We start from the raw sequence: 16589 nt of genomic DNA, 5'->3' as shown, positions 1-16589 counted from the left end.
AAAGTCAGCCCCTCCCCAGGAGCAGTCGGGCTTCACCGACGGTGATGACGGAACCGGTGACGAGCACACCGCCGCCCGCGAACTCGCCGTCCTCCTCGGCCAGCGTGATCGCGACCTCCAGGGCGTCGGGCAGCCGCGGCTCGACCTGCACGCGTTCGTCGCCGAACACCTCGACGGCGATCGCGGCCAGTTCGTCCACGTCCATCGCGCGGTGACTGGAGTTCTGCGTGACGACGACCTCGGCGAACATCGGCTCGAACGCTTCGAGCAGCCCGCGGACGTTCTTGTCGCCGCTGGCGCCCACGACCCCGATCAGCTTGCTGAAGTCGAACGCCTCCGCCACCGCCTCGGCGGTAGCACGGGCGCCCGCCGGGTTGTGCGCCGCGTCCAGCACGACGGTCGGCGACCGCCGCACCACCTCCAGCCGCCCGGGCGAGGTGACGGACGCGAAGGCCTTCCGCACGGTGTCGATGGCCAGCGGATCGGGCCGCTGCGCCCCCACCCCGAAGAACGCTTCTACGGCGGCGAGCGCCACGGCCGCGTTGTGTGCCTGGTAGGGGCCGTGCAGGGGGAGGTAGATCTCCTCGTACTCCCCGCCGAGCCCGCGCAGGTTGATCAGCTGCCCGCCGACCGCGACGTGCCGCGACACGACCCCGAACTCCAGCCCTTCCCGGGCCACGGTCGCGTCCACTTCCACGGCCTTCTTCAGCAGCACCTGCGCCGCGTCCACCGGCTGCTGCGCCAGGATCACGGTCGCGTCCTGCTTGATGATCCCGGCCTTCTCGGTGGCGATCTCACCGGTCGTCTCGCCGAGACGGTCGGTGTGGTCGAGATCGATGGGGGTGACCACGGCCACGTCCGCGTCGATGACGTTCGTCGCGTCCCAGCTGCCGCCCATGCCGACCTCTACGACGGCCACGTCGACCGGCGCGTCCGCGAACGCGGCGTACGCCATGCCCGTCAGCACCTCGAAGAACGACAGGCGGAACTCCTGCTGCGCGTCCACCATCTCGACGTACGGCTTGATGTCCTCGTACGTCTCGATGAAGCGTTCGGCGGAGATCGGGGCGCCGTCGAGGCTGATGCGTTCGGTGATCGACTGGACGTGGGGGGAGGTGTAGCGGCCGGTGCGGAGTTCGAAGGCGCCGAGGAGGGCTTCGATCATGCGGGCCGTGGAGGTCTTGCCGTTCGTTCCCGTGATGTGGATCGAGGGGTACGAGCGCTGGGGGTCGCCGAGGACGTCCATGAGGGCGGCGATGCGGCTGACCGAGGGCTCCAGCTTGGTCTCGCCCCAGCGGGTGGCGAGGTCGGCCTCTACGTCGCGGAGGGCCTTGTCCAGGGCGGGGTCTTCCGGGCGGCCGGGGACGTCTGCCTGGGGGGCGCCGGTGCCTTGGGCTCGGAGGGTGCGGCTGCCGGCCTCGATCACCGCGAGATCCGGGTCGCGGTCGGTCTCGGCGGCGACGATCTCTTCGAACGGGTCGCTGTCAGTCACATGGGTCAGTCTACGGAGGTTCGGTTGTGTTTCGTCTGCGGGCCCGGTGGGGGCTGGTCGCGCAGTTCCCCGCGCCCCTAGGTGGGACAGGGCCCCCGGAGCTGGAAAGGTCCCGGAGGCCCTGGGGCAATGAAGGGCCCCGGCGCCAAATGCGCACCGGAGCCCTTCACCTGCGCTACAAACCCTTACGCCTGCGGCAAGGCGTCCAGCTGGTTCTTGATGCGGGTGATGTCCTCGTCCGCCTTGGACAGGCGGCCGCGGATCTTGTCGACCACGTTGTCGGGGGCCTTCGCCAGGAACGCCTCGTTGCCGAGCTTGGCCTCGGCCTGCTGGCGCTCCTTTTCCGCGGCCGCTAGATCCTTCGCGAGGCGCTTCCGCTCTGCCGCGATGTCGATCGTGCCGGAGAGGTCGAGGGCGACCGTGGCGCCCGCGACCGGGAGGGTCGCCGTTGCCTCGAAGGTGTCGCCCTCCGGCTGGAGGCGGAGGAGCTGGCGGATGGCGGCCTCGTGGGGAGCGAGGGCTGTGCCGGTCAGCGTGAGGCGGGCCGGGACGCGCTGGCCGGGCTGGAGGCCCTGGTCGGCGCGGAAACGGCGGACCTCGGTGATGACCTGCTGAAGGGTCTCGATCTCACGCTCGGCTGCCGTGTCACGGAAGCCCGAGTCCTTCGGCCAGTCCGCGATGACGATCGACTCGCCGCCCGTGAGGGTCGTCCAGAGTGTCTCCGTGACGAACGGGACGATCGGGTGCAGCAACTTCAGGGTGACGTCGAGGACTTCGCCCAGGACGCGGCCGGAGACCTTCGCGGGCTCGCCGCCCGCCATGAACGTGGTCTTCGACAACTCGACGTACCAGTCGAAGACTTCGTCCCACGCGAAGTGGAACAGCGTGTCGGAGAGCTTCGCGAACTGGTAGTCCTCGTAGAGCGCGTCGACTTCGGCGACCGTGGAGTTGAGGCGGGACAGGATCCAGCGGTCCGTCGCCGACATCTCCGACGCGTCGGGCAGGTCGCCCTCGATCGTCGCACCGTTCATGAGGGCGAAACGGGTCGCGTTCCAGAGCTTGTTGGCGAAGTTGCGGGAGCCCTGGACCCAGTCCTCGCCGATCGGGACGTCGACGCCCGGGTTGGCGCCGCGTGCGAGGGTGAAACGGAGCGCGTCGGAGCCGTACTTGTCCATCCAGTCGAGCGGATTGACAGCGTTCCCGAAGGACTTGGACATCTTCTTGCCGAACTGGTCGCGGACCATGCCGTGCAGGGCGATGGTGTGGAACGGCGGGGTGCCGTCCATCGCGTAGAGGCCGAACATCATCATCCGGGCGACCCAGAAGAAGAGGATGTCGTAGCCGGTGACCAGGACGGAGTTCGGGTAGAACTTCGCGAGCGACTCGGTCTGTTCGGGCCAGCCGAGGGTGGAGAAGGGCCACAGGCCGGAGGAGAACCAGGTGTCGAGGACGTCGGTGTCCTGGTGCCAGCCCTCGCCGGTCGGAGCCTCGTCGTCGGGGCCGACGCAGACGATCTCGCCGTTCGGGCCGTACCAGACCGGGATGCGGTGGCCCCACCACAACTGCCGTGAGATACACCAGTCGTGGAGGTTGTCGACCCAGTCGAAGTAGCGCTTCTCCATCTCCTGCGGGTGGATCTTGACCCGGCCGTCGCGGACCGCGTCGCCGGCCGCCTTCGCGAGCGGCGCGACCTTGACCCACCACTGCATGGACAGCCGCGGCTCGACGGTCGTCTTGCAGCGCGAGCAGTGGCCGACCGAGTGGACGTACGGCCGCTTCTCGGCGACGATCCGGCCCTCGGCGCGCAGGGCGGCGACGATCGCGGAGCGGGCTTCGAGGCGGTCCTGGCCCTGGAAGGGGCCGGGGACGGTGATGACGGCGTGCTCGTCCATCACAGTGATGGCCGGGAGGTCGTGCCGCTGGCCGATCTCGAAGTCGTTCGGGTCGTGGGCCGGGGTGACCTTGACGGCCCCCGTGCCGAACTCGGGGTCAACGTGCTCGTCCGCGACGACCGGGATGGAACGGTCGGTCAGCGGCAGCTTGATGAGCTTGCCGACGAGGTGCTTGTAGCGCTCGTCGTCGGGGTGAACGGCGACGGCCGTGTCACCGAGCATGGTCTCGGCGCGAGTTGTGGCGACGACGATCGTCTCGTCACCCTCGCCGTACTTCATGGAGACGAGCTCGCCGTCGTCGTCCTGGTACTCGACCTCGATGTCGGAGATCGCGGTGAGACAACGCGGGCACCAGTTGATGATGCGCTCGGCGCGGTAGATCAGCTCGTCGTCGTAGAGCCGCTTGAAGATGGTCTGGACGGACTGGGAGAGACCCTCGTCCATCGTGAAGCGCTCGCGCGACCACGCGACACCGTCGCCGAGGCGGCGCATCTGGCCGGAGATCTGGCCGCCGGACTCGCCCTTCCACTGCCAGACGCGCTCGACGAAGGCCTCACGGCCCAGGTCGTGCCGGGACTTGCCCTCCTTGCCCAGCTCACGCTCGACGACATTCTGCGTGGCGATACCGGCGTGGTCCATGCCGGGCTGCCACAGCGTCTCGTAGCCCTGCATGCGCTTGCGACGCGTGAGGGCGTCGATGAGCGTGTGCTCGAAGGCGTGCCCCAGGTGCAGGCTGCCGGTGACGTTAGGCGGCGGGATGACGATCGTGTACGGCGGCTTCTCGCTCTTCGCGTCCGCCTCGAAGTAACCCCGCTCCACCCAGCGCTCGTACAGCGGCCCCTCTACATCGGCCGGCGCGTACTGGGTCGGCAGTTCGGAGTCGGGCGCTGGTGGCTGCTGCTGAGCGTTCTCGGTCACGGGCCCAGTTTAGGGGTGTCATGGGGGTGTCCCGAAACGCGTTTGTTCTGTAACGGTGCGCCCCCCGATGCCGTGCGGTTCCTGTGGCTCCGCCAAGATGTCGGGATCACATAAGCATCTGGAGGGGAACCCAGAAATGAGCTACAACCAGCCGGGCCCGTACGGCGGGCAGCCCCAGCAGCCCGGTCCGTACGGTCAGCCGGGCCCCTACGGCCAGCCTCCCCAGCAGGCGCCGCAGGGCGCCCCGCAGCCCGGCTACGGCTATCCCCAGCAGGCTCCCCCCGCCCAGCCCGGCTACGGCTTCCCGCAGCAGCCCCCGCCCCCGCAAGCCCCCTACGGCCAGCCGCAGCCGCCGTACGGGCAGCAGGCGCCGTACGGGCAACCCCCTTACGGGCAGCCCCCGTACGGTGTTCCGCAGCCGCAGCCGCCGGCGCCGGGCGGGAAGAAGAAGACCGGGCTCATCATCGGCGCGGTGGCGGTCGTGGCCGCCGTCGGCGTGGGGGTGTACTTCGTCCTCGGCTACATGGGGTCGTCCGGTCTCTCGGACGACGGTGCCCACAAGCTGACGACGCCGGCGAAGGTGCTCGGCAACTACAGCCGGGCGACCAAGGACGGCGACACCAGCGACAACGGCTCGTCGACCGTGAAGGACCTGGAGAAGAGCGGCGTCAAGAACGGCACCGCCGTCTTCGGCGCCTACACGACGGCCGACCTGAGCGGCTACAACCCGGACGACCCCTCCACCGCGCCCAGCCAGGCGGAGCTCCTCACGGCCAAGAGCCTCCAAGTCGTGGGCGCCTACGGCAAGATCGCCGATCCGAAGGCGGCCCTGGACACGTTTTTCGCGGACATCAAGAAGGACGTCAAGGAGAGCAACTCCGCCGGCAGCAGTACGACGGGCGGCAGCGAGCTGGTCGGGGACCCCGAGTCGGTCGAGATCGACGGCGCGGTCATGAAGTGCCAGGCGGCCAAGGGCACCAACCAGTTCACCAAGAAGCAGCAGACCGACTGGTTCTGCGTCTGGGCCGACTACAGCACCATCGCGATGGTCTCCCCCGGCGACAACACGGCCGACGTGTCGAAGGACACCGCCGTCTCCATGACGACCAAGCTGCGCAAGGAAGTTCGGGTGAAGGCCTGACCCCGGAGGCCCCGGAGGTCTCAACTACGAAGGGCGCCCGGTCGGTTGACCGACCGGGCGCCCTTCGTGTCGTACTGGGTGCGGCTGTTACGCCGTCTTCTGCTCCCCCGGGCCGCGGCCCCGCGCGTCGCGCGGGATCAGGGTCGGGTTGACGTTCGACAGGACGACGTCCGCCGTGATGACGACCCGGGCCACGTCCTTGCGGGACGGGACCTCGTACATGACGCCCTGGAGGACTTCCTCCATGATGGCGCGCAGGCCGCGCGCGCCGGTCTGGCGGAGGATGGCCTGGTCGGCGATGGCTTCGAGGGCCTCGCGCTCGAAGTCCAGCTCCACGCCGTCGAGTTCGAAGAGGCGCTCGTACTGCTTGACGAGTGCGTTGCGCGGCTCGATGAGGATCTGGAGCAGGGCCTCGCGGTCCAGGTTGTGGACCGAGGTGATGACGGGCAGACGCCCGATGAACTCGGGGATCATGCCGAACTTGACCAGGTCCTCGGGCATGACGTCCTCGAACTGGTCCTTGGACTGCAGCTCCCGCTTGGAGCGGATCGTCGCCCCGAAGCCGATGCCCTTGGCGCCGGCCCTGGACTCGATGAGCTTCTCCAGGCCCGCGAAGGCACCGCCCACGATGAACAGGACGTTCGTCGTGTCGATCTGGATGAACTCCTGGTGCGGGTGTTTCCGGCCGCCCTGCGGCGGAACGGAGGCCGTGGTGCCCTCCAGGATCTTCAGCAGGGCCTGCTGGACGCCCTCGCCGGAGACGTCACGGGTGATCGAGGGGTTCTCGCTCTTGCGAGCCACCTTGTCGATCTCATCGATGTAGATGATCCCGGTCTCGGCCTTCTTGACGTCGTAGTCCGCCGCCTGGATCAGCTTGAGCAGGATGTTCTCGACGTCCTCGCCGACGTAGCCCGCCTCCGTGAGCGCGGTCGCGTCGGCGATCGCGAACGGCACGTTCAACATGCGGGCCAGGGTCTGCGCGAGAAGGGTCTTGCCCGAGCCCGTGGGGCCGAGCAGGAGGATGTTGGACTTCGCCAACTCGATGGCGTCCTCGCGGCTCTGGCCGCCGCCGTTCTCACCGGCCTGGACGCGCTTGTAGTGGTTGTACACCGCGACCGAGAGTGCCTTCTTCGCCGACTCCTGGCCGACGACGTAACCCTCGAGGAACTCGTAGATCTCGCGGGGCTTGGGGAGTTCCTCCCAGCGCACCTCGCTCGTCTCCGCCAGTTCTTCCTCGATGATCTCGTTGCAGAGGTCGATGCACTCGTCGCAGATGTACACACCGGGCCCTGCGATGAGCTTCTTGACCTGCTTCTGGCTCTTGCCGCAGAACGAGCACTTGAGCAGATCGCCGCCGTCACCGATGCGTGCCACGGTGTGCTTCCCCTTCGCCTGGGAGACGCCTAGGTCCAGCGACTCCTGGTGCTGCCTTATGTCCGACGGTACCTTGCCGGGCCCCCCGTTCGGGCCCCCCTTGGCACGGTTCACTTCCACGTGGACCGTGCCGAGGGGTGGTGGACGATACAGGTCCGGGTCAGCGGACGTCGGCGTTGTTCATCTTCCGGGTGGAGATGATCTGGTCGATCAGGCCGTACGACAGGGCGTCCTCGGCCGTGAGGATCTTGTCGCGCTCGATGTCCTCGCGGATCTTGTCGATCGGCGTGGTCGAGTGCTTGGCCAGCATGTCCTCCAGCTGGGCACGCATGCGGAGGATCTCGTTGGCCGCGATCTCCAGGTCGGAGACCTGGCCCCGGCCCGTCTCGCTGTAGGGCTGGTGGATCAGCACGCGCGCGTTCGGCAGCGCCATGCGCTTGCCCGGCGTACCGGCCGCCAGCAGGACGGCGGCGGCGGAGGCTGCCTGGCCCATGCAGACGGTCTGGACATCGGGCTTCACGAACTGCATCGTGTCGTAGATCGCAGTCAGCGCGGTGAAGGAGCCACCGGGGCTGTTGATGTAGATCGAGATGTCGCGGTCCGGGTCCATCGACTCCAGGCACAGCAGCTGCGCCATGACGTCGTTGGCCGACGCATCGTCGATCTGGACGCCGAGGAAGATCACGCGCTCCTCGAAGAGCTTCGCGTACGGGTCGTACTCACGGACGCCCTGCGAGGTGCGCTCGACGAAACGCGGGATCACGTAACGGGACTCGGCGGCGGGGGCCGTGTATTCGGCGCGTGCGTGGTCGTACAGGCCGTTGCCGGGGAAGTTGTTCACTGTCTCTCTCCTGGGGGCTGTGGCGGTCGGCTGATGGCTGTGGCGGGGCCTCAGGCCCCGGTGCCGCCGCCGCCCGGCATACCTGCGGCCGTGGGCATGATGTCGTCGATGAGGCCGTACTCCTTGGCCTCGATCGGGTCGAACCAGCGGTCGCGGTCCGAGTCGCGCGTGACCTGCTCCACCGTCTGACCGGTGTGGAAGGCGGTCAGCTCCGCCATCCGCTTCTTGGTGTGCAGCAGCCGCTCGGCGTGGATCTTGATGTCCGAGGCGGAACCGGCGAGGCCGGCCGAGGGCTGGTGGATCAGGATCTCGGCGTTCGGCAGCGCGAAGCGCTTGCCGGGAGTGCCGGCGCTGAGCAGGAACTGGCCCATCGAGGCCGCCATGCCCATGGCGATGGTCACCACGTCGTTCTTGATGTACTGCATGGTGTCGTAGATCGCCATGCCGGCCGTGATCGAGCCGCCGGGGCTGTTGATGTAGAGAAAGATGTCCTTGTCCGGATCGGAGGCAAGGAGGAGGAGCTGTGCGGTGATCTTGTTCGCGATGTCGTCGTCGACCGCCTGGCCGAGGAAGATGATCCGCTCACCGAGCAGTCGGTTGTAGACCTGGTCGCCGAGGCCACCGAAAGAGGGCTCGCCGGCGGCTGTAGGCATCAGATTCGTCACGTATCCACCTGCTCGTCTTTACGACGGCGCCGGGCCGTCTCACGTGTACTGCCGGGGGCAACGGGGACTCCCCTGCCCTCGTATTCATGGACCCTAACGCGCGGGTCCCTCCGGGGAATCCCGCAAAGGGAACTGTTCGCTGTCAGCACATCGCGCTGCGCTGGCCTGAGCGGAATCCCCTGGGGTGGGGTGGGTGCGCTTGTTATCGGGGCTGCGGGTGAGTGGGGGCTTGTCGCGCCGTTCCTCGCGCCCCTTTCAGGGGCGCCCCAGTGGGCGGTATGGCAAAGGGCCCCGGGGCTTGATGCAAACCCCAGGGCCCCTCGTACGACTGCCTTACGCCTCGGTCGGCTCCTCGGCGGCGGCCTCGGCGGCCTCAACCGTCTCCGTGGCCGTCTCGTCCTCGTCCTCGAGGTCGACGATCTCGCCGTTGGTGTCCTTGACCGTGGCGGCCTCCACGACGACCGCGAGGGCCTTGCCGCGGGCCACCTCGCCGACCAGGAGAGGAACCTGGCCGCCTTCGACGACCGCCTGGGCGAACTGGTCGGGGGACATGCCGGAGGAGGCCGCGCGCCGCATGAGGTGCTCGGTGAGCTCCTCCTGGTTGACGTTGAGCTTCTCCTTGTTGACGAGCTCGTCGAGGACGAACTGCGTCTTGATGCCCTTGACCGCGGCTTCCTTGGTCTCGGTGTCGAACTCCTCGGCCGTCTTGCCCTGGATCTCGAGGTACTTCTCGAGGTCGAGGCCCATCTGACCGAGCTGGTGGTGCTCCAGGTTGTGCTTGCGGGTGTTGATCTCGTCCTCGAGCAGCTTCTCGGGGACGGGCACCTCGACGAGCTCCAGCAGCTTCTCCAGGACGCGCTCCTGGGCCTGCGTGGCCTGGTCGTACTGCTTCATGTTCTCCAGGCGCTTGCGGCTGTCCGCGCGCAGCTCCTCCAGCGTGTCGAACTCGGAGGCGAGCTGTGCGAACTCGTCGTCCAGCGCGGGCAGTTCGCGGGCGGCGACCTGGGTGACCTTGACGGTGACCTGGGCCTCCTGGCCGGCCGCGGAGCCGCCCTTGAGCTCGGAGGCGAAGGTGGCCTCGCCACCGGCCTCCAGGCCGGTCACGGCCTCGTCGATGCCTTCGAGCAGCTCGCCGGAGCCGATGGTGTAGGAGACGCCCTCGGCGACGCCGTCCTCGAGGACCTCGCCGTCGACCTTGGCCTCCAGGTCGAGGGTGACGACGTCACCGTCGGCGGCGGCGCGCTCGACCGGGGAGGTCGCCGCGAAGCGCTCGCGGAGCTGCTCGACCGACTCGTCGATGTCCTTCTCGCTGACCTCTACGGCGTCGACCTCGACCTCGATGCCCGAGTAGTCCGGGATCTCGATGGTCGGGCGGATGTCGACCTCGGCGGTGAAGTTCAGCGTCTCGCCGTCCTTCAGCTCCGTGATGTCGACCTCGGGCTGGCCGAGCGGGTTGAGCTCCGCCTCGTTGACCGCCTCGGTGTAGAACTTCGGAAGCGCGTCGTTGACCGCCTCCTCCAGGACCGCACCGCGGCCGAACCGCTGGTCGATGACGCGCGCCGGGATCTTGCCCTTCCGGAAGCCCTTCACCGTGACCTGCTGGTTGATCTTCTTGTACGCCGCGTCGAGGCTGTCCTTGAGCTCCTCGAAGGGCACCTCGATGCTGAGCCGAACCCGGGTCGGGTTCAGGGTCTCCACGGCGCTCTTCACGGTTCGGTCTCCTTGGGGGCTGACTTCTTGGTTTGCGGACCCAGACAGGTCCGGCGGTTTCTGGTCGCCCGGAGGACTTCAGAGTGTGAGAGACACACGGGCGCGCAGCTTGCATAGTAGCCGCAGCGACGAGACCCCCCAAAAGGCGATCTCGCGAGGTACTGGTGTGATACCGGACCCGGAGGCCCGGCAGGTGGTCGGGGTGGCGGGATTTGAACCCACGGCCTTCCGCTCCCAAAGCGGACGCGCTACCAAGCTGCGCCACACCCCGTCTGGTGCGAGACGTAGGGTACATGCCCGCAGGCCGCCGGGCCGCCGCATTTCACGAGCGCCGGGGTGCCGGAAGGGGCATGGGGAATGCGGTGTGCGCGGAGGGCACCCGACCCGCTACGATGCCTTCTGTGCCGCGGTCGTCTGACCTGCGGCGCGTCGTGTGCGGGCGTAGCTCAATGGTAGAGCACTAGTCTTCCAAACTAGCTACGCGGGTTCGATTCCCGTCGCCCGCTCCAGGCATCTCAGGGCCAGGCCGGAGGATCACTCCTCGGTCTGGCCCTGACGCGTTCCCTGCCTCTTGGCCGGATGCCCGCTTCCGCGAAGGAGGCAGAGAGCGGAGAAGAGAGGCCTCAGGGGAGCCGTCGGAGCCAGAGCGTGGCGAGGCCGTAGGCGGCGAGCGCCGCGGCGAAGCCGACGAGGCCCGATGCCCTGTACGCCCAGTCGGGCAGCGCGTGCCGGAAGTAGTCGAACGTGACGTCGCGCGCGAGCAGGAAGGCGGCGAACGCCGCGAACAGGGCGCCCGCCGACTCCTTGGTGAACCGTCGACTCGACGGCGCCGAAACCCTTGCCGCGCGCTGCCGCACGTGCGCCTCCGCCAGAAGTCGGTCAAGCGTCGGAAAGCGATCGACCTCAGAAGCTGATCGAGTTGATCGTCTCCGCCAGCGAGTTTATGAACCGGTTGATGGACGGAGCCATCCCGGTCGAGGCGAGGAAGAAGCCGAAGAGGATCGCGACTATGGCTGGGCCGGCCTTGATCGATCCCCCTCGGATCAACACCACCAGGATGATCGCCAACAGCAGCACCACAGACAGTGAAATGGCCACAACTGATCACACCCTCGGTCGGTCCGCTCTCCCGGCCCGGGGACGCAACCGCGCGCACCCCGCCAGAACCATCGTGCCACCAACGCGGCCCACCTATGCGGCGGGTGACGCATCGTTGGTCGCAAAGGTTCGGCAGGGACGTGTTCGCAGTTCGTTCGCATGATTGGCATGCGCACATGAACAGGCCTTCTCCGTGTGCCCTTTTGCGCCTTTTGATCGGGATGAATCGTGACATCGTGAATAGATTCCGGACGCGCGTCCGATGTTTTCACCGATTCCCACGGGCAACGCTAAGGTGCCTCAGATGTTCCACACCGACACGCCCCCGGGCCAGAACGAACAGAGCAAACGGAACGAAAAGAACGAACTGACCAAACCGCGCGACGCGTTCTTCGACAACGCGAAGTATCTGGCGATCCTGTTGGTCGCCATCGGACACTCCTGGGAGCCCCTGAAGGGCGACAGCAGAGTGCTCCAGGGCCTGTACATGGTCGTGTACAGCTTCCACATGCCGGCGTTCATCGTCATCTCCGGCTTTTTCTCCCGCAGTTTCGACATGAGCCCCGCCCGGCTGAAGCGACTGCTCACCGGTGTCGCGCTGCCGTACATCGTCTTCGAGATCGCGTACTCGCTCTTCAGCCGCTACGCCAACGACGACCCGCACCAGCAGATCACCCTGCTCGACCCGCTGTATCTCACCTGGTTCCTCTGCTCGTTGTTGATCTGGCGGCTGACCACCCCGATCTGGAAACTGGTCCGGCACCCGCTGCCGATCGCCCTCGGCATCGCCATGCTCGCCTCCTGCACCCCGGCCATGACCGACGACTTCGATCTGCAGCGGACGGCGCAGTTCCTGCCGTACTTCGTGCTCGGTCTGGTGCTGAAGCCCGAGCACTTCCGGCTGGTGCGCCGGCGCGAAGCGCGGATGCTGGCGGTGCCGGTGTTCGTGAGCGCGTTGGTGTTCGGGTACTGGGCGGTGCCGCGGATGAACGCGAGCTGGCTCTACCACCACGACTCCGCGCAGGAGTTCGCCGCGCCCTGGTGGGTCGGGCCGGTGATGACGCTCGCGATGTTCGGCTGCTCGCTGCTGCTGACCGCCGGTTTCTACTCCTGGGTGCCGAGCCGGAAGACCTGGTTCACGGCGCTCGGCGCGGGCACGCTGTACGGCTATCTGCTGCACGGCTTCCTGATCAAGGGCGCCGGTTACGCGGGCCTGTACGACCACGCCTGGCTGCACCGGCCGTACGGCGTCGCCCTGGTGACCGCCCTCGCGGCCACCGCCGTCACGCTGCTGTGCACCCCGCCCGTCCGCCGGGTGTTCCGCTTCGTGATCGAGCCCCGCATGGAGTGGGCGTTCAAGCGCGACGCGGCCCAACTCGCCCGCGACCGCGAGCAGTTCGAGCAGCCGGTGGTACGGGAAAAGGTCAACGCCTAGACAGGGACGCCTAGTCGGGAACGCCCAGGCCGAGAAGTGCGCGCATCCGTGCGTACTTCTCGGTCAGCCGGCTCCGGGTCGGTTCGTCGAGGACCGCGAGGCGGGCCGGGTCCGCGTTGTGCGCCAGGTCCGCCTCCTTCACGAGGAGTGCGCCGGGGGTCGCGAGAATCCGCTCCGCGTACGCCTCCGGGGGCTCCCCGGCCCGCTTGGTGACCGCGAGCACGATGTCCTTCGTACGACGGCTCAGCGCGGCCTCGTGCAGCCACCGCTCGGTGAGTGCGTCGTCCTCCACGGAGTCGTGCAGCCAGGCCGCCGCGATCTGCTCGGCGTCCCCGCCCCGCAGCCGTACCCCCTCGGCTACGGCCTGGAGGTGTTCGGCGTAGGGCCGTCCCGCCTTGTCGGTCTGGCCCTCGTGGGCGGCGCGGGCCAGGGTCTCGACCTCGGCCGGGGTGAGGGGCCGGAGCGCGGTCATCGGGGCAGGGCCTGGGAAGCCGCCGTCGGGCCCTCGCGGCAGACCAGCAGCAGGGCCCGGTCGTCGTTGACGTCCTTGGCGACCGCCTCGATCAAGTGCCAGGCGGCGCCGTGGAAGCCGCCGGCGACATAGCGGTCGGCCTCGCCGGTGAGGCGGTCGATGCCCTCGACGATGTCCCGGTCGGAGGTCTCCACCAAACCGTCTGTGAACAGCATCAACACGTCCCCCGGCCGCAGCGATCCCTTCACAGGGTCGAACTGCGCGCCGTCGTACACACCCAGCAGGGGCCCTTCGGCCGCCTTCTCCTCCCAGCGGCCGCTGCCCGCGCTGAGCTGGAGGCCCGGCGGGTGGCCCGCGGAGAAGAGTTCGTAGTCGCCGGAGTCGAGGTCCAGGACGAGGTGGATCGAGGTCGCGAAGCCCTCGTCCCAGTCCTGGCGGAGAAGGTAGCCGTTGGCGGCGGGCAGGAACGCGTGCGGGGGCAGCGAGCCGAGCAGGCCGCCGAAGGCGCCGGACAGCAGCAGGGCGCGGGAGCCCGCGTCCATGCCCTTGCCGGAGACGTCGGTGAGGACCACCTCCATGGTCCGACCACCGTTCGTCCGGGCCGCGACCACGAAGTCGCCGGAGAACGACTGGCCGCCCGCCGGCCGCAGCGCCATCTCCCGGTGCCAGCCCTGCGGGAGTTGGGGCAGCTTGCTCTGCACCCGGATCCGCTCGCGCAGGTCGAAGAGCATGGTGCCGCCGCGCCGCCAGGGCACGCCCACCCGGCTGCGGAACTGCGCGATCAGCAGCCCGAAGAAACCGCACGCGGCCACCACGAGCACCACGCCCGGGGTCACCCGCGCCGGGCCCTCGGTGTACGGGCCGAGCTTCACCGACTCCACGATCAGACCGGTGGCCGCCGCCGCGTACAGACCGAGCAGGCTCGCGGGGCGCAGCAGCAGGCCGCCCGCGACGATCGGGAGGACCAGCGCGGCCGCCGAGAACCACACCGAGTTGGCGAGCGTCACGGCCACGATCACCGGGATCGTGATCAGCAGCCCGGCCAGCGCGACCCAGTCCGAACCGTCCCCGCGGAAGTAGTCGACGGCACTTCTGCGCAGGCCGGTGCGGACCCGGTGAACCAGCTTCCTCAACCGGGCCGTGAACGTGTCGGCCTCCGCGCGCCGCTCTCGTCCTGCTGCCATTAGTTCGGGACCCTATCCATCCGACCAGCCGCTTGGCACGGGAGGTCCCACTTGTCCCCCCTGCGAGGTTCAACTTCACAGTGAACTTCACCGAAGGCCGCTGTGCGGGCGCCCGGCGGAAATTCCCTGGCTCGTCCCGCAATGCGCTGATAGGCATGGCTCATGGGCACAGTTGCGAAGAACACACCGACCGGGCGGACCGAGCTGCGGGTACTGCGCCAGGACGAGTGGGACACCTGGTACGACAACCTTGTCACCGCCTTCGGCGCCGTCCCGGAGTCGGCCGAGGAGCGTGAGCTGACGCGCGGGCTCACCGAGTTCGACCGCTGCCTCGGCGTCTGGGACGGGGACGCGTGTGTGGGGACGGCGGGCGCGTTCGGCTTCCGGCTCACCGTGCCCGGTGGCGCCTCGGTGCCCGCGGCGGGCATCACCATGGTCAGTGTCGCCGCCACGCACCGGCGCCGCGGCGTCCTCACGTCGATGATGCGCCGGCAGTTGGACGACGTACGGTCCTGGGGCGAGCCGCTGGCCGTGCTGACGGCCTCCGAGCCGGTGATCTACGGCCGGTTCGGGTACGGCATCGCGACGATGGCCCTGGCCGCCGAGATCGACACCGACCGCGTCCGGCTCTCGGTGCCGCCGGGCACGGACGACGTACACCTGCGCTACGCCGAGCCGGCCGCCGTACGGGACGAGTGCGAGGCGGTGTACGCGCGGCAGGTGGCCGGGCGGCCGGGGATGCTCGCGCGGCGGCCCGGGTGGGAGAACGAGCCGCTGCTGGACCCGGAGAGCGAGCGGCAGGGTTCGTCGCCGCTCCAGTGCGTGCTCGCCGAGCGGGACGGTGAAGTCGTCGGCTACGCGCGGTACTTCGTCAAGCCCGAGTGGGACATGCAGGGGCCCAAGGGGACCGTACGGCTGCGGGATCTGGAGGCGCTGGATCCGGCGTCGTACGCGGCGCTGTGGCGGTTCCTGTTCGACATCGACCTGACGGGGAAGGTGGCGGTGCACAACCGCCCCGTCGACGACTCCTGGCAGCATCTGGTCTCCGACATCCGCCGGTGCGCGGTCCGGCAGCGGGACTCGCTCCACGTACGCCTGGTGGAGTTGGGGGCCGCGTTGGAGGCGCGCACCTACCAGACGCCGGTGGACGTCGTGTTCGAGGTCGAGGATGTCTTCTGCCCCTGGAACGAGGGGCGTTGGCGGCTCACCAGTGACGCGAAGGGCGCGGCTTCCTGCAAGCGCACCGAGGAGGAGGCCGATCTCGCGCTGTCCGTACGGGAGTTGGGGGCCGCGTATCTCGGCGGGGTGTCCCTCGCGTCGCTCGCGGGCGCCGGGCGGGTGCGGGAGTTGCGGGCGGGGGCGCTGGCGGAGGCGTCGTTGGCGTTCGGGTCCGCGGTCGCGCCCTGGCTGCCGCACGGGTTCTGAAACCCGGTCAACGACCCTACGGCTTCTGGCAGTTGGGGCACCAGAAGAGGTTGCGGGCGGCGAGGTCGGCGGTGCGGATCTCGCCGCCACAGATGTGGCAGGGGCGGTTCGCCCTGCGGTAGACGTAGACCTCGCCGCCGTGGTCGTCGACGCGGGGCGGGCGGCCCATCGCCTCGGGGGTGTGTTCGGGGCGGACGGTGTCGATGCGGTTGTTGCGGACGCCCTCGTGCATCAGCTCGACGAGGTCGGCCCAGATCGCGTCCCACTCGGCCGGCGTGACGTCCTTGCCCGCGCGGTACGGGTCGATGCCGTGCCGGAAGAGCACCTCGGCGCGGTAGACGTTGCCGACGCCCGCGATGACCTTCTGGTCCATCAGCAGGGCCGCGATCGTCGTACGGCTGCGGGAGATGCGCTTGTACGCCGCGTTCGGGTCGGTGTCCTCCGGCGGGCGCAGGGGGTCGGGGCCGAGGCGGTCGTGTATCGCCTGCTTCTCGGTGTCCGTGATCAGGGCGCAGGTGGTGGGGCCGCGGAGATCGACGTACGACGTGTCGTTCGCGAGGCGTAGGCGGACGGTGTCCGTGGGCGGGGGTGCGGGGGTTCCGCCGAAGCCGACCTTACCGAAGAGGCCGAGGTGGATGTGGATCCAGTCGGCGTCCCGGAAACCGAGGAAGAGGTGCTTGCCGTGGGCTTCTGTGCGGGTGAGTTCCGTGCCGTTCAGCAGCGCGGCGGCGTCGCTGAACTTGCCCTGGGGGCTGGTGACTTGTACGGGGCCGCCGCTGAAGTGACTGCCGTAGTCCAGCGCGAGTCGGTGGATCGTGTGCCCCTCTGGCACCTGACGAACTTCCTTTCCCACCCGCCCACCCGTCTCGGTTCGTTGACGGGTGGGCGCTCCAAAGACCTCGGGGCTCCGCCCCGGACCCCGCTCCTCAAACGCCGGAGGGG

At 68.7% G+C, this 16589-nt stretch carries 14 protein-coding genes and 2 tRNA genes; 4 read left to right on the top strand and 12 right to left on the bottom strand.

Annotated elements, in window-relative coordinates:
* Positions 1-4: 4 nt before the first annotated feature.
* Positions 5-1492, bottom strand: a complete 1488-nt coding sequence (locus ACIBK4_RS33040; RefSeq protein WP_399000664.1) for a bifunctional folylpolyglutamate synthase/dihydrofolate synthase — start codon at positions 1490-1492, stop codon at positions 5-7.
* 185 nt (positions 1493-1677) lie between these two features.
* Positions 1678-4302: a valine--tRNA ligase gene (locus ACIBK4_RS33035; protein ID WP_399000662.1), complete on the bottom strand. Its 2625-nt coding sequence runs from the start codon at positions 4300-4302 to the stop codon at positions 1678-1680.
* A gap of 136 nt (positions 4303-4438) precedes the next feature.
* On the opposite strand from ACIBK4_RS33035, the gene ACIBK4_RS33030 reads away from it, so the two are divergent.
* Entirely contained in the window at positions 4439-5443 is a 1005-nt protein-coding gene (locus ACIBK4_RS33030) for a hypothetical protein (RefSeq protein WP_399000660.1), read from the top strand.
* A gap of 87 nt (positions 5444-5530) precedes the next feature.
* Here ACIBK4_RS33030 and clpX read toward each other — a convergent pair whose 3' ends face one another.
* The 5 genes from clpX to ACIBK4_RS33005 all read right to left on the bottom strand — a co-directional run bounded on the left by clpX (position 5531) and on the right by ACIBK4_RS33005 (position 10304).
* The gene (gene clpX / locus ACIBK4_RS33025; RefSeq protein ID WP_266768669.1) at positions 5531-6817 is read right to left on the bottom strand and encodes an ATP-dependent Clp protease ATP-binding subunit ClpX; all 1287 of its coding nucleotides are present in this window, start codon (positions 6815-6817) and stop codon (positions 5531-5533) included.
* 160 nt (positions 6818-6977) lie between these two features.
* On the bottom strand, positions 6978-7658 hold the full coding sequence (locus ACIBK4_RS33020) for an ATP-dependent Clp protease proteolytic subunit (protein ID WP_399000657.1): 681 nt from the start codon (positions 7656-7658) through the stop codon (positions 6978-6980).
* 50 nt (positions 7659-7708) lie between these two features.
* Positions 7709-8311, bottom strand: a complete 603-nt coding sequence (locus ACIBK4_RS33015; RefSeq protein ID WP_362971111.1) for an ATP-dependent Clp protease proteolytic subunit — start codon at positions 8309-8311, stop codon at positions 7709-7711.
* A gap of 345 nt (positions 8312-8656) precedes the next feature.
* Positions 8657-10033 (bottom strand): trigger factor, encoded by a 1377-nt coding sequence (gene tig / locus ACIBK4_RS33010; protein WP_399000655.1) that lies wholly within the window; start codon positions 10031-10033, stop codon positions 8657-8659.
* Between the two features lie 194 nt (positions 10034-10227).
* A tRNA-Pro gene (locus ACIBK4_RS33005) sits at positions 10228-10304 on the bottom strand.
* Between the two features lie 164 nt (positions 10305-10468).
* Here ACIBK4_RS33005 and ACIBK4_RS33000 point away from each other — a divergent pair.
* Positions 10469-10542 (top strand) — tRNA-Gly (locus ACIBK4_RS33000).
* A gap of 114 nt (positions 10543-10656) precedes the next feature.
* On the opposite strand, the gene ACIBK4_RS32995 is transcribed toward ACIBK4_RS33000, so the two are convergent.
* Complete coding sequence (locus ACIBK4_RS32995) at positions 10657-10890, bottom strand: hypothetical protein (protein WP_399000653.1); 234 nt, start codon at positions 10888-10890, stop codon at positions 10657-10659.
* Positions 10891-10936: 46 nt separating this feature from the next.
* Positions 10937-11131: a hypothetical protein gene (locus ACIBK4_RS32990; protein ID WP_026151384.1), complete on the bottom strand. Its 195-nt coding sequence runs from the start codon at positions 11129-11131 to the stop codon at positions 10937-10939.
* 304 nt (positions 11132-11435) lie between these two features.
* Here ACIBK4_RS32990 and ACIBK4_RS32985 point away from each other — a divergent pair, with 304 nt between their 5' ends.
* Positions 11436-12566 (top strand): acyltransferase family protein, encoded by a 1131-nt coding sequence (locus ACIBK4_RS32985; protein ID WP_399000650.1) that lies wholly within the window; start codon positions 11436-11438, stop codon positions 12564-12566.
* 10 nt (positions 12567-12576) lie between these two features.
* Here ACIBK4_RS32985 and ACIBK4_RS32980 read toward each other — a convergent pair whose 3' ends face one another.
* A complete protein-coding gene (locus tag ACIBK4_RS32980) occupies positions 12577-13038 on the bottom strand; it encodes an HD domain-containing protein (RefSeq protein WP_399000648.1) in 462 nt (153 codons plus the stop codon).
* The gene (locus tag ACIBK4_RS32975) at positions 13035-14222 is read right to left on the bottom strand and encodes a PP2C family protein-serine/threonine phosphatase (protein WP_399000646.1); all 1188 of its coding nucleotides are present in this window, start codon (positions 14220-14222) and stop codon (positions 13035-13037) included. The genes ACIBK4_RS32980 and ACIBK4_RS32975 overlap by 4 nt, the downstream gene beginning before the upstream one ends.
* 162 nt (positions 14223-14384) lie before the next feature.
* On the opposite strand from ACIBK4_RS32975, the gene ACIBK4_RS32970 reads away from it, so the two are divergent.
* Positions 14385-15647, top strand: a complete 1263-nt coding sequence (locus ACIBK4_RS32970) for a GNAT family N-acetyltransferase (RefSeq protein WP_399000644.1) — start codon at positions 14385-14387, stop codon at positions 15645-15647.
* Positions 15648-15663: 16 nt separating this feature from the next.
* On the opposite strand, the gene ACIBK4_RS32965 is transcribed toward ACIBK4_RS32970, so the two are convergent.
* Positions 15664-16479: an Fpg/Nei family DNA glycosylase gene (locus tag ACIBK4_RS32965; RefSeq protein ID WP_399000642.1), complete on the bottom strand. Its 816-nt coding sequence runs from the start codon at positions 16477-16479 to the stop codon at positions 15664-15666.
* Between the last annotated feature and the right edge of the window lie 110 nt (positions 16480-16589).

The sequence above is a fragment of the Streptomyces sp. NPDC050528 genome (assembly GCF_044457795.1).
Lineage (GTDB): Bacteria > Actinomycetota > Actinomycetes > Streptomycetales > Streptomycetaceae > Streptomyces.
This window is presented reverse-complemented; position numbering and strand designations above follow the sequence as displayed.

Excerpts from the sequence above, each read along its gene's own strand:
- ACIBK4_RS33030 (WP_399000660.1), top strand. The coding sequence starts at position 4,439 with ATGAGCTACAACCAGCCGGGCCCGTACGGCGGGCAGCCCCAGCAGCCC.
- ACIBK4_RS33015 (WP_362971111.1), bottom strand. The coding sequence starts at position 8,311 with ATGCCTACAGCCGCCGGCGAGCCCTCTTTCGGTGGCCTCGGCGACCAG.
- ACIBK4_RS32985 (WP_399000650.1), top strand. The coding sequence starts at position 11,436 with ATGTTCCACACCGACACGCCCCCGGGCCAGAACGAACAGAGCAAACGG.
- ACIBK4_RS32980 (WP_399000648.1), bottom strand. The coding sequence starts at position 13,038 with ATGACCGCGCTCCGGCCCCTCACCCCGGCCGAGGTCGAGACCCTGGCC.
- ACIBK4_RS32975 (WP_399000646.1), bottom strand. The coding sequence starts at position 14,222 with ATGGCAGCAGGACGAGAGCGGCGCGCGGAGGCCGACACGTTCACGGCC.
- ACIBK4_RS32970 (WP_399000644.1), top strand. The coding sequence starts at position 14,385 with ATGGGCACAGTTGCGAAGAACACACCGACCGGGCGGACCGAGCTGCGG.